The organism is Mesorhizobium loti R88b (assembly GCF_013170845.1).
GTDB lineage: Bacteria > Pseudomonadota > Alphaproteobacteria > Rhizobiales > Rhizobiaceae > Mesorhizobium > Mesorhizobium loti_B.
Genome location: NZ_CP033367.1, coordinates 1,327,034 through 1,344,536, shown reverse-complemented (window position 1 = coordinate 1,344,536; position 17,503 = coordinate 1,327,034). Strand labels below are relative to the sequence as shown.

18 protein-coding genes and 1 pseudogene are annotated in these 17,503 nt (G+C 63.7%); 9 read left to right on the top strand and 10 right to left on the bottom strand.

Features of this window, described 5'->3' with window-relative positions:
- Nucleotides 1-81: 81 nt before the first annotated feature.
- From EB235_RS06535 to EB235_RS06515, 5 genes and pseudogenes are all read right to left on the bottom strand, one after another.
- Nucleotides 82-720: a TPM domain-containing protein gene (locus tag EB235_RS06535; protein ID WP_027031767.1), complete on the bottom strand. Its 639-nt coding sequence runs from the start codon at nt 718-720 to the stop codon at nt 82-84.
- 9 nt (nt 721-729) lie between these two features.
- Complete coding sequence (locus EB235_RS06530; RefSeq protein WP_027031768.1) at nt 730-1,620, bottom strand: TPM domain-containing protein; 891 nt, start codon at nt 1,618-1,620, stop codon at nt 730-732.
- A gap of 4 nt (nt 1,621-1,624) precedes the next feature.
- A complete protein-coding gene (locus tag EB235_RS06525; protein ID WP_245268965.1) occupies nt 1,625-2,392 on the bottom strand; it encodes a TPM domain-containing protein in 768 nt (255 codons plus the stop codon).
- 76 nt (nt 2,393-2,468) lie between these two features.
- Nucleotides 2,469-2,939: pseudogene (locus EB235_RS06520) on the bottom strand (TPM domain-containing protein); the annotation flags it as partial.
- Nucleotides 2,940-2,990: 51 nt separating this feature from the next.
- The gene (locus EB235_RS06515; RefSeq protein ID WP_027031770.1) at nt 2,991-3,629 is read right to left on the bottom strand and encodes a LemA family protein; all 639 of its coding nucleotides are present in this window, start codon (nt 3,627-3,629) and stop codon (nt 2,991-2,993) included.
- A 162-nt stretch (nt 3,630-3,791) separates the two neighbouring features.
- Here EB235_RS06515 and EB235_RS06510 point away from each other — a divergent pair, with 162 nt between their 5' ends.
- From EB235_RS06510 to EB235_RS06485, 6 genes are all read left to right on the top strand, one after another.
- The gene (locus EB235_RS06510) at nt 3,792-4,043 is read left to right on the top strand and encodes a hypothetical protein (protein ID WP_027031771.1); all 252 of its coding nucleotides are present in this window, start codon (nt 3,792-3,794) and stop codon (nt 4,041-4,043) included.
- A 13-nt stretch (nt 4,044-4,056) separates the two neighbouring features.
- The gene (pdxY, locus tag EB235_RS06505) at nt 4,057-4,941 is read left to right on the top strand and encodes a pyridoxal kinase PdxY (protein WP_027031772.1); all 885 of its coding nucleotides are present in this window, start codon (nt 4,057-4,059) and stop codon (nt 4,939-4,941) included.
- Nucleotides 4,938-5,708, top strand: a complete 771-nt coding sequence (locus tag EB235_RS06500; RefSeq protein WP_027031773.1) for a DUF429 domain-containing protein — start codon at nt 4,938-4,940, stop codon at nt 5,706-5,708. The genes pdxY and EB235_RS06500 overlap by 4 nt, the downstream gene beginning before the upstream one ends.
- A gap of 147 nt (nt 5,709-5,855) precedes the next feature.
- Nucleotides 5,856-6,500, top strand: coding sequence for a carbonic anhydrase (locus tag EB235_RS06495; RefSeq protein WP_027031774.1), 645 nt, complete (start codon nt 5,856-5,858; stop codon nt 6,498-6,500).
- Nucleotides 6,497-6,931 (top strand): hypothetical protein, encoded by a 435-nt coding sequence (locus EB235_RS06490; RefSeq protein WP_027031775.1) that lies wholly within the window; start codon nt 6,497-6,499, stop codon nt 6,929-6,931. Before EB235_RS06495 ends, EB235_RS06490 begins: the two co-directional genes overlap by 4 nt.
- A 92-nt stretch (nt 6,932-7,023) precedes the next feature.
- On the top strand, nt 7,024-9,078 hold the full coding sequence (locus EB235_RS06485; protein ID WP_027031776.1) for a M3 family metallopeptidase: 2,055 nt from the start codon (nt 7,024-7,026) through the stop codon (nt 9,076-9,078).
- Between the two features lie 197 nt (nt 9,079-9,275).
- Here EB235_RS06485 and EB235_RS06480 read toward each other — a convergent pair whose 3' ends face one another.
- The 4 genes from EB235_RS06480 to EB235_RS06465 form a co-directional block, all read right to left on the bottom strand.
- Nucleotides 9,276-10,751, bottom strand: coding sequence for a M81 family metallopeptidase (locus EB235_RS06480; RefSeq protein ID WP_027031777.1), 1,476 nt, complete (start codon nt 10,749-10,751; stop codon nt 9,276-9,278).
- A gap of 20 nt (nt 10,752-10,771) precedes the next feature.
- Complete coding sequence (locus EB235_RS06475) at nt 10,772-11,596, bottom strand: carbohydrate ABC transporter permease (protein ID WP_027031778.1); 825 nt, start codon at nt 11,594-11,596, stop codon at nt 10,772-10,774.
- Nucleotides 11,593-12,462, bottom strand: coding sequence for a carbohydrate ABC transporter permease (locus EB235_RS06470; protein ID WP_027031779.1), 870 nt, complete (start codon nt 12,460-12,462; stop codon nt 11,593-11,595). The genes EB235_RS06475 and EB235_RS06470 overlap by 4 nt, the downstream gene beginning before the upstream one ends.
- Nucleotides 12,463-12,945: 483 nt before the next feature.
- Entirely contained in the window at nt 12,946-14,178 is a 1,233-nt protein-coding gene (locus tag EB235_RS06465) for an ABC transporter substrate-binding protein (protein ID WP_027031780.1), read from the bottom strand.
- 183 nt (nt 14,179-14,361) lie between these two features.
- On the opposite strand from EB235_RS06465, the gene EB235_RS06460 reads away from it, so the two are divergent.
- The 3 genes from EB235_RS06460 (at nt 14,362) to EB235_RS06450 (ending at nt 17,169) form a co-directional block, all read left to right on the top strand.
- Entirely contained in the window at nt 14,362-15,132 is a 771-nt protein-coding gene (locus tag EB235_RS06460; RefSeq protein ID WP_027031781.1) for an SDR family NAD(P)-dependent oxidoreductase, read from the top strand.
- A 2-nt stretch (nt 15,133-15,134) separates the two neighbouring features.
- Nucleotides 15,135-16,202 carry an ABC transporter ATP-binding protein gene (locus EB235_RS06455; RefSeq protein WP_027031782.1) on the top strand — a complete coding sequence of 356 codons (1,068 nt, stop codon included), beginning with the start codon at nt 15,135-15,137 and terminating at the stop codon, nt 16,200-16,202.
- A gap of 85 nt (nt 16,203-16,287) precedes the next feature.
- On the top strand, nt 16,288-17,169 hold the full coding sequence (locus tag EB235_RS06450) for a MurR/RpiR family transcriptional regulator (RefSeq protein ID WP_027031783.1): 882 nt from the start codon (nt 16,288-16,290) through the stop codon (nt 17,167-17,169).
- A gap of 3 nt (nt 17,170-17,172) precedes the next feature.
- Here the strand turns inward: EB235_RS06450 and EB235_RS06445 are convergent, their stop codons facing one another.
- Nucleotides 17,173-17,496, bottom strand: a complete 324-nt coding sequence (locus EB235_RS06445) for a DUF167 domain-containing protein (protein WP_027031784.1) — start codon at nt 17,494-17,496, stop codon at nt 17,173-17,175.
- Nucleotides 17,497-17,503 lie beyond the last annotated feature (7 nt).

Genomic DNA, 17,503 nt, shown 5'->3' with positions numbered 1-17,503 from the left:
GGCGATCATGACACTGCTGACATCGGGCGGAGCCCGTCCGGAACAGGCCGGATCGGCTAAGTGGCCTCTGCCGGCAAGCTCTCAGATTTCGACGAGGTGGTCGTCGAGCTCGTTGGTGTCGCCCGACGTGACCGGGAAATGCTCGGCCAGAACCGCACCTACCTGCTCGATCGCCTTGACGAAGCCGTCGGCAAGCCGGTCGTCACCGGCATGCGCCGTCAAATCGCGCACCACACCGTCCCAGACATGCTGGCCGACCTTGGCGTCGATGCCCGAATCGGCGACCACCTCGGCATAGCGCTCGGCGATCGAGACGAAGACCAGCACGCCGGTGCGCGCGGTGGTGCGGTGGACGTTGCGGGCTAGGAACTGCTTGACCGCATTGGCATGCGCCGCCTGATAGCGCATCCGTCTCGGCACCATGTGGATACGCAGGCCGGGCAATGCCCACAACAGGGCCAGCACGCAGGCCAGCGCCAGAAGCTCGGCGATGACGAAATGCGGCAGGCGGATGGTGAGCCACCATGCCTCCAGCCCATAGGCTACGGCGAGGCTGACGATCAGCATGCCAAGTGTTGCCATCAAGGCGGCGGGAGCGAAATAGCCGTCGCTGGCATGCGCCACGACGCAGTAGATCTCGCCGTCGGTTTTGGCCTCGGCGGTGCGGATCGCAGCGGCGATGCGCTCATGATCTTGCGGGCTGATCGGTCGTGTTGCCATGATCTTGTCTCACCAGCTTCCTGAAGAACCGCCACCGCCGGACGAGCCGCCGCCGCCCGAAAACCCGCCGCCGCTGCTTGACCCCGACGACCAGCCACTGCTGGAGCTTCCCGACGACCAGCCGCTACTCGACGAACTGGATGTCCAGCCACTGGAGCCCGAGGATGAACCGCTCGGCCCCCGGCCGTAACGGAACGTCATGCCCAGCCATTTGTACACGCCTGGCGACAGCTTTGTGCCGAACATCGGCGGCAGGAACGCCATCCCAAGTCCGCCGAAGAACATCGTCGCCCACAGGATCAGGAACGCCGCGACGATGGGATCCATCGGAGCGGCATGGGACGGATTGCGCTTGCCGCGCGCTTCCAGCTCCTCCGGATTGCCTTCCAGCACCATGACCATGTCGTCGACGGCTTTCGAGATGCCACCGGAGAAATCGCCGGCGCGGAAGGCCGGCACCATGTCGTTTTCGATGATCAGCTTGGTGTGCAGGTCGGTCAGCGTGCCTTCCAGCCCATAGCCAACCTCGATGCGCATCTTATGGTCGTTCTTGGCCACCACCAGGAGCACGCCATTATTCTCGCCTGCCTGGCCGAGCTTCCAGAAGCGGAACAGCCGGTTGGCGTAAGGCTCGATCTCCTCGCCATCGAGACTGGGAATCGTCGCAACGACGATCTGGTCGGAGCCCTTTTTCTCGAAATCGGCAAGCTTCTGCGTCAGTGCCGTCTTGGTGGCGTCGTCGATGATGCCGGCATTGTCGACGACGCGGCCGGTCAGCGCGGGCAGTTCGGCGGCGAAAACCGCAAGGCAGGAGAAGAGCAACGCCAGACCCGTCAGCACGGCATGGATCGCCAGGTTGAACCGGACAGGCCGTAACAGGCTGATGGAGCGCGTCGTCATCCCGTCACCAGCTTCCCGAGGAGCCGCCACCGCCGGACGAACCGCCGCCGCCGGAAAAGCCGCCACCGCCGCCGCCCGAAGACCAGCCACCGCCGGAACTGCCCGAGTACCCGGAAGAGCCGCCGCCCATCTGTAACGTCGTGCCAAGCCAGATATAGCGCCCGGGACCGATCTTGCGGCCGAACATCGGCCAGAGCACACCGACCGCGACGCTGCCAAAGAGGATAATGACCCATATGCCGATGAACACGCCAAAGAACAGATTGTCGGTGTTGACCGGCGGCTGCTGATTGCGTTCGCCGCGCGCCACCAATTCTTCCGGGTTGCCTTCCAGCACCATGACCATGTCATCGACGGCTTTCGAGATGCCGCCGGAGAAGTCGCCGGCGCGGAAGGCCGGCACCATGTCGTTTTCGATGATGAGCTTGGTGTGCAGATCGGTCAGCGTGCCTTCCAGCCCGTAGCCGACCTCGATGCGCATCTTGTGGTCGTTTGGCACGACCAGCAGCAGCACGCCGTTGTTTTCCTTGGCCTGGCCGAGTTTCCAGAAGCGGAACAGCCGGTTGGCATAGGGTTCGATCTCCTCGCCGTCGAGGCTGGGGATGGTGGCGACGACGATCTGGTCCGAGCCCTTGGTCTCGAAGTCGGCGAGTTTTTGCGTCAGCGCCGCCTTGGTCCCGGCATCGATGATGCCGGCATTGTCGACAACACGGCCCGTGAGCGCCGGCAGCTCGGCGGCGAAGGCTTTGAAGCCGACGAGCAAAACCGCCATGGCCAGCAAGGCAGCGGCTGTCAGGGTCACGAAACGGCTGTGCCGGGAGGAGATGTAAGCTGTCATGTCTTCACCCGCTGCCTTCCAGCACCAGGATAATGTCATCAACGGCTTTGGAAATGCCGCCGGAGAAATCGCCGGCACGGAAGGCCGGTACCATGTCGTTTTCGATGATCCGCTTGCTCTGCAGATTGGTGAGCGTGCCTTCCAGCCCATAGCCGACCTCGATGCGCATCTTGCGATCGTTCAGCACCACCAGCAACAGCACGCCATTGTTCTCCTTGGCCTGGCCGAGTTTCCATAGATTGAACAGCCGGGTGGCGTAGGGTTCGATCTCCTCGCCGTCGAGGCTGCGAATGGTGGCGACGACGATCTGGTCGGAACCCTTTGTCTCGAAATCGGCAAGCTTCTGCGTCAGCGCCGCCTCGGTCGCGGCGTCGATAATGCCGGCATTGTCGACGACGCTGCCTGTGAGCGCCGGGAGATCGGCGGCGAAGGCGGTCAGGGGCAGGAAAAGGATGAGGAGCACAAACGCGAGGACGCGAATGCGGTGCCGTCCCTCATCGGCCTGCAGGATCACCACGGCTGGCTCCGGCTATCAACCGCCCTGCTTCGTACCGAAATCGACCTTCGGCGGCTGCATCTTGTCTTCGTCGACGGTGAAATTGGCGTAGGGCTCGTTGCTGCGGAACCAGAAGGTCGCCCACAGTACCGACGGGAAGGTCTTCAGCGTCAGATTGTAGTCCCTGACCGCCTGGATGTAGTCGCGCCGCGCCACCGCGATGCGGTTCTCGGTGCCCTCGAGCTGCGCCTGCAACGCCAGGAAATTCTGGTTGGCCTTGAGGTCGGGGTAGGCCTCCGACACCGCGATCAGCCGTGACAGGGCGCTGGTCAGCCCGGCCTGGGCATCCTGGAACTTCTTGAGCGCTTCGGGATCCTTCAGCGTTTCCGGCGTCACCGTGATCTGCGTCGCCTTGGCGCGCGCCTCGACCACCGCGTCGAGCGTGTCCTTTTCATGCGCGGCATAGCCTTTGACCGTCTCGACCAGATTGGGAATGAGGTCGGCGCGGCGCTGGTACTGGTTCAGCACCTCGCTCCATGCCGCCTTGGCGTTTTCCTCCGCCGTCGGGATCGTGTTGTAGCCGCAGCCGGCAAGCAGCGGCAGCACGATTGCCATCATCAGGAAGGCGGGCAGCGTGCGGAATGTCGATGGTCGAGCAAGGCGCTGGGCAAGCATGATGGGGTCCCTCGGCAGAAGTTGCATGCGAAGCATTACCACAATCGGCGGGCAAGAAAACGCCTCGGGCGGCAACCGCCGGCCCGGAACGCCCCGCGCCTCGCAAGGCCCTGTGATTGGCCGCGCGAAAGCGATAAGGTTTGATCAAAACGGGACATCATCATGGCGGAACGCCAGGACAGTGAGAAGGAATCGCGCCGTATCCTCGAGCGCGTAGCGCGCGAGACGGATCCGTCCGGCACCTCGTTTGTGGCGCGGACCACGAAAGGCGTGCGCGACCACGTCGCCGCGGTCGATGCCGATCGCGATGATCCGATCGAAATCTGGGGCACCCGCATTGGCCGAACGCTCGGCCTGCTTCTGACGCTGGGCCTGATGGTCTGGCTCGTGCTTTACGTCATCCGGGGCAGTTAGGAATCAAAGAACAATGAGCGCCGAGCAAACCGACGCACCGCGTGCGGTCATCGTCATTTCCAGCCATGTCGTGCGCGGTTCGGTCGGCAACCGTGCCGCCGTGTTTGCGCTGGAAACGCTGGGCTTTCCGGTCTGGGCCGTGCCTACGGTCACGCTGCCATGGCATCCCGGCCACGGGCGGGCGACACGCATCGTGCCGCCGCTCGACCAGTTCAAGGCGCTGATGGCCGATCTGGAGCGTGCGCCATGGCTGGGCGAGGTCGGCGCCGTGCTGTCGGGCTATCTCGGCGAGGCCGGCCAGGCCGAGGCCGTCGCCTCGCTGGTTGCCGCCGTCAAGGCGAGGACGCCGGACGCCGTCTATATCTGCGATCCGGTGATGGGTGACTCCGGCGGTCTCTATGTGCCCGAGCCCACCGCCGCCGCCATGCGCGACCGGCTGATGCCGATTGCCGACATCGCCACCCCCAACCGTTTCGAACTGGAATGGATGGCCGGCGTTCCCTTGCCGGACCTGAAATCGGTGATCTCGGCGGCACTCCATGCCGGACCATCGACCATGCTGGTCACCTCGGCACAGTCGATGATTTCAGGCGGCACCGGCAATCTGCTGCTCGACGGTACCCAGGCGCTGCTCGCCGAGCACCGCCTGATCGACAAGCCGCCAAACGGCCTGGGTGATCTCACGGCCGCCGTCTACCTCGCCCGCATCCTTTCCGGCCAGCCGCCGATCAAGGCGCTGCAGTCGACCACGGCGGCGGTCTACGAGATCCTGGCGCGCACTGCAAAACGCGGCGGCGACGAGTTGCAGCTCGAAACCGATGCGCAGAGCCTGTCGCACCCGATGGCCATGGTGCAGCTGCGCCACCTCACGCATCCGGGGCGGGACCGCCGGGCGTGACCTCGGCCGAAATCGTGCTGGTCGGCGCCGATGGCTGCAAGGCCGGCTGGATCGCCGTGCGGCGTAATCCCGGTTCAGTGCCCTCGGTTGAAGTCTTCGCCAGTTTCGTGGCGCTGCTCGCAGCAATTCCCGACGATGCCATTGTCGCCGTTGACATGCCGATCGGCCTGCCGGAGTTTTCGAGCAAGGGCGGACGCGGACCGGAGGCACGGGTGCGTCCGCTGCTCGGCGCACGCCAGTCAAGCGTGTTTTCGATCCCGTCCCGCGCCGCGCTCTACGCCGATACCCAGGACTTCACCACAATCGAAGCCTGGTATGCCGCGCATCGCAGGGCAAGCGAGGTGGCCAGGGCCACATCCGACCCGCCGCGCGGCGTTTCCATACAGGCCTTTGGCATCTTTTCGAAAATCCGCGAGATCGACACCATGCTGATCGCGCGGCCTGATCTGCGCAGCCGGGTCTTCGAATCGCATCCGGAAGTCGCCTTCTGCCGCCTGAATGGCGACCGCGCCATGCAACTGCCGAAGAAGATCAAGGGCGGCGTCAATCCGGCCGGCATGGCGGAGCGCAAGGCGCTGCTGTGCCGGCACGGCTATGCCATGGACTTCCTCGACCAGCCGCCGCCGCGCGGTGCGGCCGCCGACGATTTCCTCGATGCGGCGGTCATGATGCTGATCGCCGGCCGCATCGCCAGCGGCAAGGCCAAGCCGTTTCCGGACCCGCCACGCGCTGACGGTTTTGGCATACCGGTCGCCATCTGGGCATGACAGTGTCAGCGGACGCCCCGCTTTGGCGCATGGCATTTATGGCCAGCCCCCACAATTCTGCATTGCTCGTGACGGGCTTTTACCGTTAGAGCCTTTTCTCGACCGCAACGAGCTGCCGCCTCCAACCTGGAAAGGCCTTAGCCGCCCATGCCTCATCTTCCCGACCACCTTCTCGCCGGCTACCGCAATTTCATGAATGGCCGCTACCTCACCGAGAGCGGCCGCTATCGCGAGCTCGCCCGAGAGGGGCAGGCACCGGAAACCATGATCGTCGCCTGCTGCGATTCGCGCGCGGCCCCTGAAGCGATCTTCGACGCCGGACCGGGCGAACTCTTCGTGCTGCGCAATGTCGGCAATCTGGTGCCGCCCTACGAGCCGGATGGCGAGTTTCATTCGACCTCGGCCGCGCTTGAATTCGCGGTGCAGAGCCTCAAGGTCAAGAACATCGTCGTCATGGGTCACGGCCGCTGCGGCGGCATCCGCGCCGCCCTCGACCCCAATTCAGCACCGCTGTCCCCCGGCGACTTCATCGGCAAATGGATGAGCCTGATCGCACCGGCCGCCGAAACCGTCTCGTCCAGCACCTTCATGACGGCGGCCGAGCGCCAGACGGCACTCGAGCGCATCTCGATCCGCTATTCCCTCGCCAATCTCAGGACCTTTCCCTGTGTCTCGATCCTAGAGGGCAAGGGCCGGCTGTCGCTGCACGGCGCCTGGTTCGACATTTCGACCGGCGAACTCTGGGTGATGAACAAGGAGACCGGCGATTTCGAGCGCCCGGTGCTGGAATGAACACAGCAGTGCGCCAGGTGATGAACGTCCGCTCGGTCGTTTTCACGACGGCCGCACTGCTGGTGGCGATCATCGCCGCCCGAGCCGATGACGGCGCCATCATCAGCCGCTGGTATTCGGCGCTGCTGGTCGCCGACCGCACCGAACTTGCCGATCTGCTTGCCGATGACGTCCGCATCAAACTCGATGACCTCGGCGTCGTCCAGAGCAAGCAGGAATTCATCGCTTCGCTCGACGAATGGAAAGGTGCGGTTGCCGGTGCCGCGATCCGCCACCGCATCGAGAAGAGCGAAGGCGGCATCACCACGGTGATTGCCTGCTACGACTTCCCCGACAATGACGTGCTGATGCAGGAAACCTTCGCGGTGGCCGACAACCGAATCACCGCCAGCTCGCAAGCGGCTATCGCCGAAAACTGCGAGGGCTTCTGAAGCGGATCGGCCAACTGCCATATTGCGAGCCTGCGGACCGCGCCCTACATCGGTGACACCTCCTCCTCCTTGATGCCAGCGAAAGACCCTCCATGCCCTCCACGAAAGCCGTCGACCTCGCCGCCCATCCGCTGACCGCTTGGCAAGGGCCGCTCGGCCTGCCCGATTTTGCCCATATCGGCGACGGCGATTTTTCCCCGGTCTTCGACGCTGCGCTGAAAGCGCATGAGGCCGAGATCGACGCGATCGCTGCCAACGCGCACGCGCCGACCATTGAGAACACGCTTGAAGCGCTGGAGCTTGGCGGCGAGGCGCTCGATCATGTGTCGTCGATCTTCTGGTGCCGTGCCGGTGCTTACACCAACGACACCATCCAGACGCTGGAGCGCGACATCTCGCCAAAAATGTCGAGGCATTTCTCGGCGATCTCGATGAACGAGAAGCTGTTTGCCCGGATCGACGACCTCTATCAACGCCGCGAGAGCCTCGGCCTCGATGCCGAGACCTTGCGGGTGCTGGAAAAGACCTGGAAAGGTTTTGTCCGCTCCGGTGCCAAGCTCGATGCCGAGGGCAAGAAGCGGCTGGCCAAGATCAGCGAGGAGCTGTCCTCGCTCGGCACCAGCTTCGGCCAGAACGTGCTGGCCGACGAACGCGACTGGGCGCTATTCCTTGATGAGGCCGACCTTGCCGGCCTGCCGGATTTCGTCAGGAGTTCGATGGCCGAGGCCGCCGAGATGCGCGGCCAGAAGGGCCGCTACGCCGTCACCCTGTCGCGCTCGATCTACGAGCCGTTCACGACCTTCTCGGAGCGCCGCGACCTGCGCGAGATCGCCTTCCGCGCTTTCACCATGCGCGGCCAGAATGGCGGCGCCACCGACAACACGTCCGTGGTGCGCGACATGCTGAAGCTGCGCGCCGAAAAGGCAAATCTGCTCGGCTACGCCTCCTTTGCTGCCCTGAAGCTCGACGACACCATGGCCAAGACGCCAAAGGCGGTGCATGCGCTGCTCGATCCCGTCTGGGAAAAGGCGCTGGAGAAGGCCGCCGCCGACCAGAAGCAATTGGAGCGTCTGGCGGCGGAAGCCGGCAGCAACGAGAAATTCGCCGCCTGGGACTGGCGCTTCTACCAGGAGAAGTTGCGCGCCGAAAAATTCGCTTTCGATGAGGCCGAGCTGAAACCCTACCTGCAGCTCGACCGCATCATCGACGCCTGCTTCGACGTGGCGACCAAACTGTTCGGCATCACCTTCGAGGAGAAGAAAGGCATTGCCGCCTGGCACCCCGACGCGCGTGTCTTCGTGGTGAAAAACGCCGACGGCAGCGAGCGCGGCCTGTTCCTCGCCGATTACTTCGCGCGGCCCTCGAAGCGTTCCGGCGCCTGGATGAGCGCGCTGAAGTCCGGCTACAAGCTCGGCGATGGCTCGAAGCCGGTGATCTACAACGTCATGAATTTCGCCAAGCCGCCGGCAGGTGAGCCGGCACTGCTGTCGGTCGATGAGGCGAAAACGTTGTTCCATGAATTTGGCCATGCACTGCACGGCATGCTGACCGATGTCACCTGGCCGTCGGTCGCCGGCACCGCGGTGAGCCGCGATTTCGTCGAGCTGCCCTCGCAGCTCTACGAGCACTGGCTGACGGTGCCGGAGGTGCTGGAAAAGCATGCGCTGCACGTCAAGACCGGCAAGCCGATGCCAAAGGCGCTGCTCGACAAGATGCTGGCCACGCGGACCTTTGGCGCCGGCTTCGCCACGGTCGAATTCACGTCCTCCGCCTTGATGGACATGGCCTATCACGCTCGGCCCGACGCCCCGGCAGAGCCGCTTCGTTTCGAAGCCGAAACGTTGGCAAAACTCGACATGCCCGACACCATCGCGATGCGTCACCGCACACCGCATTTCGGCCATGTCTTTTCGGGTGACGGCTACTCGGCCGGCTACTATTCCTACATGTGGTCGGAAGTCCTAGACGCCGACGCCTTCGCCGCCTTCGAGGAGACCGGCGATCCCTTCAATCCGGCGCTGGCCGAACGCCTGAGGCAGAACATTTACGCCGCCGGCGGCTCGAAGGACCCCGAAGAGCTCTACACGGCATTCCGCGGCAAGATGCCGTCGCCGGAAGCGATGATGGTGAAGCGGGGGCTGGTGTAGCGCCCTCTTCCTTCTCCCCTTGCGGGAGAAGGTGGATCGGCGCGGAGCGCCGAGACGGTTGAGGGGTGCTCCAGCGGAGTGAGGCGTTGGCGAGAGGCTCTGTCGTGCTTTGCGAGCGATGGCGCCAAGCTGGAACACCCCTCATCCGACCTCGCTTCGCGAGGCCACCTTCTCCCGCAAGGGGAGAAGGAAGAACCCTATACTTTCCAAGGATCCGCCACCCGTGGCCACACCGGCCGCGTCAGCTTCCTGTAATCCGTCACCGCCGGATTGCTCGGATAGGAACTGGGCGCCGTCACGTAGATGATCTCGGCCGCGATCGGCTCGAAGCCGGCGTAGAAATGATTGGTCGACTTGATCAGCAGGATGTCCTTGCTGAGCGGATCGACGCCGATGTTGGAAAAGATGTCCGGCTCGAAGGTCTGGGTGCGGTTGGTGTTGAGGATGATGTCGACCTCGGTGCCTTCGATGCGGACCAGCGCGGTCGGCCCAAGCGTCACCCGGCTCGGCCCGAAGCTCTGCCATCCCTCGTTGACGGCCTTCAGCACACGCACGCGCGCGTCGATCGGCTCGCCGGCCTGCGGGCCGGCCTTGCCGCCGAAGCGCAGGTCGATGACGGCGCCTTCGCCCGCCGCCAGGCAGAAGGTCACGGCGATCGGATCCCAGATCGTCGCCACACCGAATCTGTCCAGGCCCCGTGCCAGCATCCGGCGCAGCACGAAAGTGCCGTCACCGGGGACGCCGCCGCCGGGATTGTCCCAGATGTCGGCGATGACCACCGGCTTGCCCGGATTTTCAGCGTGGACGGTCAGCGCCCGGTCGATGCCGTCATCGGTGTTCAGCATCGTCATCGCCGTCTTTTCGCGTAGCGCGTAAAGCTCGCGTCCCAGCCGCTCCGCCAGTGCATCGCCCTTGGCCTTGTCGTTGTCGGTGACGACGAGGATGCGCGTGCCCATTTCCGGCACATCGGCCGCCATGAAGCCGTGGATGACCGAGACCGACAACACGCCGTCCTTGCCGTGCAGCGCCTTGATGCGGTCGACGAAGGAGCGCATCGGCTCGCGGCTGGTGGGCAGCACCTGGATCATCCGGCAGTCGAAGGTCGAGATGACAGGCTTGATCTCGCCGCGAGCGGCCGCCAGCCCAAGTTCGACGACATGCTCGCCGCGCTCATAGAAATCGGTGTGCGGGAATTCGAGGAAATAGGCCATGATATCGCACGCCGCCACGCGCTTCGGCGTCAGATGGCTGTGCGGATCGAACTCGGAAGCGATCACCACTCCAGGCCCGACGATCGTCCGCACATTTTCCAGCAGATCGCCTTCGCAATCGTCATAGCCCTGCGCCACCATGGCGCCGTGCAGGCCGAGGATGACCGCATCGACCGGTAACGCTGCCCTCAACTGGTCGAGGATCTCGTCGCGCAGTGCCTCATAGGTCTGCCGCTGTACCAGGCCGCCGGGCTCCGCCCATGTCGCGGTGCCTTCGATGACGGTCAAGCCCTCAGCCACCGCGCGCCGACGTAAGGCGACGATCGGCGAGGAACACAGCGTCGGTGTCTCCGGATGCTTGTTCGGTCCGGCATAGAACGCCATCTCGAACGAGGCCCGGTCTGTCGGCACCGGCGAGAAGGTGTTGGTTTCGGTCGCCAGCGAGGCGGTGAAGATGCGCATGCACAGTTTTCCTGGAATTGCTATTTGACCGCCCCAAGCGCCAGCCCGCGCACGAGGTAGCGCTGCAGCCAAATGAACAGGATCGCTACCGGCAGCGTGGCCAGCAGCGTGGCGGCCATGACGTGATGCCATTCGATCGTATAGCGGCCAGCGACCAGCGAGAACACCTGGATCGGCATCGTATAGCTTTCCTGGCTCCGCAGCATGGTCAGCGCGACGACGAACTCGTTCCAGGCGTTGATGAAGGTGAAGATCGCCGTCACTGCGATCGCCGGCAAGCAGAGCGGCAGGAACACTTTGCGCAATGTCAGCCAGCGGCCGGCGCCTTCCATCCAGGCCGCCTCTTCGAGATCGCGCGGAATGGTGTCGAAATAGCTCTGCAGCATCCACACGGTGAAGGCGACGTTGAAGGCCATGTAGATGAAACCAAGCGCCGTGGTCGATTCGACCAGCCCCCAGGCGGCCATCAGCCGGAACAGGCCGAGCACCAGCACGATCGGCGAGATCATCTGCGAGATCAGCAGGAACTGGCGGAAGGCGCCGTAGCCGGCAAAGCGAAAGCGCGACATGGCGTAGGCGGCGGGAACGGAGATGAGGATCGCACCGACAGTGGCGATGACCGAGACATAGAGCGAATTGGCCAGCGCCCGGCCGAAACCGGTCGCCACCCACATGTCGGAAAAGTTGGACCAGCGGAACTCGCTCGGCCACCATGTCGGCGACAACACTTCCTGCCTTGGCTTGACCGCGGTCAGGAACATTACCGCGAAGGGAAAGATCGTCACCACGATCAGCGGCGCCAGCAGCAGCCAGGCGATGATGGTGCGTTTCAGCTTAGGCGTCATGCGCGCTGCTCCCGCATCGCCAACCGCACATAGATCATGGTGAAGACCAGCAATATGGCGAACATCACCAGCGACACCGCCGACGCCTCGCCCAGTTTGCCGATGCGGAAGGCGAGCTTGTAGAGGTGGGTGACCAGGATGTCGGTGGAATTGGCCGGACCGCCCTGTGTCATCACCCAGATGATCGGGAACGAGTTGAAGACGTAGATGGTGTTGAGCACGATGGCGATGTTGATGAACGGTTTTAAGAGCGGAAAGGTGATCTCGCGGAACTGCTGCAACGGCGTCGCCCCTTCGAGCGCCGCCGCCTCGTAGAGATCGTCCGGGATCGACGACAGGCCGCCGAGGAAGATCGTCGTGGTGAACGGCACCGTCACCAATATGCCGATCAGCACCTGCATCGGGAAGGCGGTGCTGGCCTGCGCCAGCCACTGGATGTTGTGGTCGATGATGCCGAGGCCAAGCAGCGCCGAATTCAGCATGCCGCTTTCGCCGCTCAGCGCCCAACGCCAGACCACCGCCGTCATGGTCAGCGACACCGCCCAGGGCAGCATGATGATGACACGGGCAATGCCGCGGCCATAGAAATCGGTGTTGAGGATCATCGCCACCGGAACCGACAGCAGCAGCGCGCCGCCAACCACCAGCACGGTCCATAGGCCGGTGCGCCAGAGTGCCGCCCCGAAGTCCGGATCGGCGGCAAGTGCCGCGAAATTGGCAAGGCCGCTGAACTCGCGCAGCTGGCCGAATCGGTTGACGTCATGCGTCGCGATCTGGATCAGATCCCAGACCGGCCAGAAGATGACCACCGCCGCCAGGAACAGGCTGGGCAAGGTCAGGAGATAGGGCAAGAAACGATTTTGCATCGGCTGGTTTGTACCGCGTTGCGGGTGGAGATTGGATTGCGTTGGCTTAACAGATTAACTTAATCCCGCTCCGTTCTTCTCAGGACACGGCTTCAGCATTCCTTGCAAGCATCGGCGCTGTCCCTCACCTGCCTACCCATCTCCCGCAACAGTCGCGGAAGGGGCCTTTCCTCTCCCCCGTCGATCGGGGGAGAGGTGTCGAGCGAAGCTCGACGGAGTGGGGGTCGACCCTTTGGGGCGAAATACGAGGCTATGCTTGCGCCCAGTGCCCTTGCTATGTCCGTTCGTGGCGGTTGCCAGGTGGTTCCCCCACTCCGTCTCGGCTTCGCCGAGCCACCTCTCCCCCCTCCGGAGGGAGAGGAAAGGAGCCTGGCTGGAGCAGGGCTGACATCGACGAACTATCTTTCTGCTGCAAGATGTGGCGCGCCCCGCCTGAGTCTGGGGCGCGCCACGGGCGCAGGGAGATACGCCCTATTTGTTGAGCTACTTCTTCAGCACTGCATTGGCCTTGGCCGCAGCGTCCTTCAGGCCTGCCTCGGGGTCGCCGCCGAGATAGATCTTCTGCATCGCATCCGACGTGATCTGGGCAACTTCTTCCCAGCCCGGAATGACCGGCGCGAAGCGGGCGTCGGGCAGCAGCGCTGTGAAGGCGGCCAGATCCGCATTGTTGACGTAATAGTCCATCTTGGCCTCTTCCTTGTTCACCGGCAGGAAGCCTTCGCCTTGCGTGAACTTGGCGCGCTGCTCCTTGGTGAACAGGAAGTCCATCAGCTTCCAGGCCTCGTCCTTGTTCTTGGAGTTCTTGAACATGATCATGGAATCGGTGACGCCATAGGTGCCGCGCGCGCCTGTCGGACCGGCCGGGATGGCAGCGACGCCATATTTCAGGGTCGGTGCCTCATCCTTGATCTGGTTGGACAGGAAAGGCGCGGTGATCATCATGCCGACCTTGCCCTGCTTGAACAGGTTCTGCACATCCTCGCGGTTGTTGGATGTGACGCCCGGTTCGGTCAGCCCTTCGTCGATCATCGACTTGTAGAGCTTGGCGGCTTCGAGCGCGCCCGGCGTGCCGAGGCCCGACGTACCATCCTTGTTGAGGATCTCGGTGCCCTGCGACCACATAGCGTAGTAGTAATAGACGTCGGTCTCGATCTCCTTGCCCTGCAGGCCGAACCCGAAGGTGCCGGAACCCAGCGCCTTGATCTTGCGCGCATCATCCTGCAACTCGGTCCAGGTCGCCGGTGGCTTGGCAATGCCGGCCTTCTCGAACAGGTCTTTGTTGTAATACATGGCGCGCGCCGAAGCCGCGATCGGCAGGCCGTAGGTCTTGCCGCCCATGATCGATGGCGACAGGAAGGTCTCGATGAAGCGGCCCTTGAATTCGGGCGTGATATAGCCGTCGAGCGGCTCGGCGACATCCTGCTGCACGAAGTCGATCAGCCAGCGTGTACCGATGATCGACAGATCCGCATTGGTGCCGGCGGTGATGTCGGTTGTCAGCTTCTGCAGCAGCACATCCCACGGCACGACTTCGAACTTGACGGTGATGCCCGGATTGGCGGCCTCGAATTCCTTCTTCACCGCTTCGAAATACGGGCCGGTCTTGGCGCTGTATTCCGCGACAGTGACGCGCACTTCACCCGCTTCCGCCTGCGCCGCGAAGGCCAGCATGCTCATTCCGGCCATCAGGCCGACAGTCCATTTGGCAAGGCTCATCTGATCTCTCCCATTTTTGGTCCGCGCATATGCGCCCCTGACGCCGATGGCTGGCGCCAGATTTATGTGACTTTCCTACATTATCGATGAATTGCCCGCACGCAAGCAGATTATCGTGTTGCTTAATTACATTCTATTCGGTAGCCTGCCGCCATCCGCCTGACATGCTGGAGGAGCGTCCCTGTGGTTTCGAGAGCCGAATTCGAAGGCAGGACTGCCGTTGTCACAGGGGCCGGCGGCGGCCTTGGCTCGGCGATTGTCGCGCTGCTGGCCGATAGGGGCGCCCGCGTGGTGGGCTGCGACCAGTCCGAGGAGGCGCTGGCAAGCCCGCACCTTGCCTCGCACCATGTCTTCAACCTTCTCGACCGGGCTTCCATCGAGGCGGGGATCGCCGCTGTGCTGGACAAGGACGGCGTGCCCGACATCCTGATCAACAATGCCGGCTGGACACGTGCCGAGACGCTTGCCGCGCTCGACGCCGACAGAATAGAGCACGAGCTCGACCTCAATCTGACCGGGGTGATGACTTTCGCCGACCCACTGGTGAAGGCGATGGCCGCACGCGGTTCAGGCAGTGTCGTCTTCATCTCTTCCGTCAATGCCATCGCGCATTTCGGCAATCCCGCCTACGCCGCGGCCAAGGCCGGCATCAACGCCTATGCCAAATCGATCGCCGTCGAGCTTGGCCGCAGCGGCGTGCGCGCCAATGTCGTCTGTCCGGGATCGATCCGCACCGCCGCTTGGGACCATCGCCTTGCCAAGGACCCTGAAATCCTTGGCAAGCTGCAGCGGCTCTATCCGCTCGGCCGCATCGTCAATGCCGCGGAAGTGGCGGAAGCGGTGGCTTTCCTTGCATCGGATCGCGCATCGGGCATAACAGGCGTGGTGATGCCCGTGGACGCCGGACTGACCGCCGGGTGCCTGCCGTTCATCGACGACATTTTGGGAGCGTAACCATGACCGACGTCGAGTTCCGCGACCTGTCGAAATCGTTCGGGCAGCACAAGATCCTGGAAAACATCAGCCTCGACATAAAGAGCGGCGAGTTCGTGGTGCTGGTCGGCCCGTCCGGCTGCGGCAAGTCGACCCTGCTGCGGATGCTGGCGGGCCTGGAGACCATCACATCAGGCGATCTCCTGATCGACGGCACGCGCGCCAACGAATTGCCGCCACAGCAGCGCAACATCGCCATGGTGTTCCAGTCCTATGCGCTGTTTCCACATTTGAAGGCATCCGACAATATCGGTTTTGGCCCGAAGATCCGTGGCGAGAACCGCGCGGCCATCGACCGGAAGGTCAAGAAGGCATCCGGCGTTCTCAACCTGTTCTCCTATCTAGACCGTTATCCCCGGCAGTTGTCGGGCGGCCAGCGCCAGCGCGTTGCCATGGGCCGCGCCATTGTGCGCGAGCCGTCGGTGTTCCTGTTCGATGAACCGCTGTCCAATCTCGACGCACAGTTGCGCGTCCAGATGCGCACCGAGATCAAGGCGCTGCACCAGCGGCTGAAGTCGACAATCGTCTATGTCACCCATGACCAGATCGAGGCCATGACCATGGCCGACCGCATCGTCGTCATGGATCGCGGCAGGATCCAGCAGGTGGGAGCGCCGCTGGAACTTTATGACCGTCCGGCCAACAAATTCGTCGCCGGCTTCCTCGGCTCGCCATCGATGAGCTTTGTGTCCGGGGCTCTCAAGATAACGCCCGACAAGACCTGGTTCGAGTCGGCTGGCGGCGGCCGGCTTGCGCTTGCCGGCAAGGCGGCGCCGGCGGGCAGCGCGGTGGAGGCCGGCATCCGGCCCGAGCACTTCATCATCGGTGAAGCGGCCGATGCCATGGCGCTCAAGGTGGATGTCGTCGAGCCGACCGGTTCCGAGACCCATGTCTATGGCGCCATTGGCGCCGACACTGTGCGCGCCGTGTTCCGCGACCGGGTGCCGGTCAGGCCGGGCGACCTGCTGCCGGTCTCGGTCGATCCCCGCAACATCCATCTGTTCGACAAGGCGACGGGCCTGCCGCTATAAACCCTACCCCTGCGAAGGCAACGGCATGAAGACGAAGCGACAAACATGAAGATGAAAATACGGGCATGAAGACGAAAACACGGGCATGAAAACGCCGGCCGACATCATCACGCGGCTGCAGCTGATGTCGCAGGACGGCACCAAATCGGACCGCCGGCTGGCCAGCCTGGTTCTGTCCGACCTCGACTTCGCCTCCAAGGCGGCAATATCCGAGATTGCCGCGCGCGTCGGGGTCAGCGAACCGACGGTGACCCGCTTCTGCCGCAATCTCGGCTGCGAGGGCCTGCGCGATTTCAAGTTCTACCTGGCGCAGGCCATCGCCATTGGCGGCCAGTATCTCTCGCCCGAACCGCTGAGCCGCGACGCCCGCGAGCAGCGCATCGCCTCGGCCATCACCGAAGCGGCGATCTCAGCCATCCAGCGCGCCAGCGAGAACCTCGATATGACGACGCTGGTCGCTGTCGCCGAGCGGCTGGCGACGTCGGGCAATGTGCTGTGCATCGGCTCCGGCGGCATCTCGTCGATGATGGCGACCGAAATGCAGAACCGGCTGTTTCGGCTCGGCCTGCCGGTGCTGGCGCAGATAGATGGCCAGTTGCAGCGCATGTACGCCGCCGTTGCCACACCAGACACCACGCTGGTCGCCTTTTCGGTGTCAGGCTATGCGCGCTCGGTCATAGAGGCGGTGCAGGTCGCCCAGCAATATGGCGCCACCACGATCGCCGTCACTGCACCCGATTCGGCGCTGGCAAAGGCCGCCGACACGGTCATCCATCTGCAGCCGCTCGAGGACGGCAACATCTACAAGCCGACATCGTCACGCTACGCGCTGCTGGCGATCGTCGACATGATCGTGACATCGGTTGCCGAGGCGCGTGGGCCCAAGGTGCTGGAGAATTTGCGCCGCATCAAGCAGAGCGTGAACACGCTGAAGGTCGACGATCCCCGCCTGCCGTTAGGCGATTGAACTTCAGCCGGACGACTGGCCGCTGAGCGTTTCGACGTCCCGCGCCAGCATCTCGGGATCACCCAGTATACGCAACGTCTTGAGCCGTGCGGTGCCGCCGGCGACGACCGAGACGGACGATGCCGGCACTCCCAGTGCCTTGGCGACCAGTTTCTGCAACGCTTGATTGGCGGCGCCGTTTTCGGGCACGGCGCGGACCCGCGCCTTCAAATGGCTTCGCCCGTCCGCCGAGGTTTCGGCGCCTTCGAACCTGTCCACGGAAGATTTTGGTGTCAGCCGCACGAACAGGTCGATGCCGTTCTCGCGGATGCGGAACGGCGCGCTCATTCAGGCG

What these genes read in the sequence shown, in the direction of transcription:
- EB235_RS06535 (WP_027031767.1), bottom strand. Translation starts at nt 720, where the DNA reads ATGGCAACACGACCGATCAGCCCGCAAGATCATGAGCGCATCGCCGCT.
- EB235_RS06530 (WP_027031768.1), bottom strand. Translation starts at nt 1,620, where the DNA reads ATGACGACGCGCTCCATCAGCCTGTTACGGCCTGTCCGGTTCAACCTG.
- EB235_RS06525 (WP_245268965.1), bottom strand. Translation starts at nt 2,392, where the DNA reads ATGGCGGTTTTGCTCGTCGGCTTCAAAGCCTTCGCCGCCGAGCTGCCG.
- EB235_RS06515 (WP_027031770.1), bottom strand. Translation starts at nt 3,629, where the DNA reads ATGCTTGCCCAGCGCCTTGCTCGACCATCGACATTCCGCACGCTGCCC.
- EB235_RS06510 (WP_027031771.1), top strand. Translation starts at nt 3,792, where the DNA reads ATGGCGGAACGCCAGGACAGTGAGAAGGAATCGCGCCGTATCCTCGAG.
- pdxY (WP_027031772.1), top strand. Translation starts at nt 4,057, where the DNA reads ATGAGCGCCGAGCAAACCGACGCACCGCGTGCGGTCATCGTCATTTCC.
- EB235_RS06495 (WP_027031774.1), top strand. Translation starts at nt 5,856, where the DNA reads ATGCCTCATCTTCCCGACCACCTTCTCGCCGGCTACCGCAATTTCATG.
- EB235_RS06490 (WP_027031775.1), top strand. Translation starts at nt 6,497, where the DNA reads ATGAACACAGCAGTGCGCCAGGTGATGAACGTCCGCTCGGTCGTTTTC.
- EB235_RS06485 (WP_027031776.1), top strand. Translation starts at nt 7,024, where the DNA reads ATGCCCTCCACGAAAGCCGTCGACCTCGCCGCCCATCCGCTGACCGCT.
- EB235_RS06480 (WP_027031777.1), bottom strand. Translation starts at nt 10,751, where the DNA reads ATGCGCATCTTCACCGCCTCGCTGGCGACCGAAACCAACACCTTCTCG.
- EB235_RS06475 (WP_027031778.1), bottom strand. Translation starts at nt 11,596, where the DNA reads ATGACGCCTAAGCTGAAACGCACCATCATCGCCTGGCTGCTGCTGGCG.
- EB235_RS06470 (WP_027031779.1), bottom strand. Translation starts at nt 12,462, where the DNA reads ATGCAAAATCGTTTCTTGCCCTATCTCCTGACCTTGCCCAGCCTGTTC.
- EB235_RS06465 (WP_027031780.1), bottom strand. Translation starts at nt 14,178, where the DNA reads ATGAGCCTTGCCAAATGGACTGTCGGCCTGATGGCCGGAATGAGCATG.
- EB235_RS06455 (WP_027031782.1), top strand. Translation starts at nt 15,135, where the DNA reads ATGACCGACGTCGAGTTCCGCGACCTGTCGAAATCGTTCGGGCAGCAC.
- EB235_RS06450 (WP_027031783.1), top strand. Translation starts at nt 16,288, where the DNA reads ATGAAAACGCCGGCCGACATCATCACGCGGCTGCAGCTGATGTCGCAG.
- EB235_RS06445 (WP_027031784.1), bottom strand. Translation starts at nt 17,496, where the DNA reads ATGAGCGCGCCGTTCCGCATCCGCGAGAACGGCATCGACCTGTTCGTG.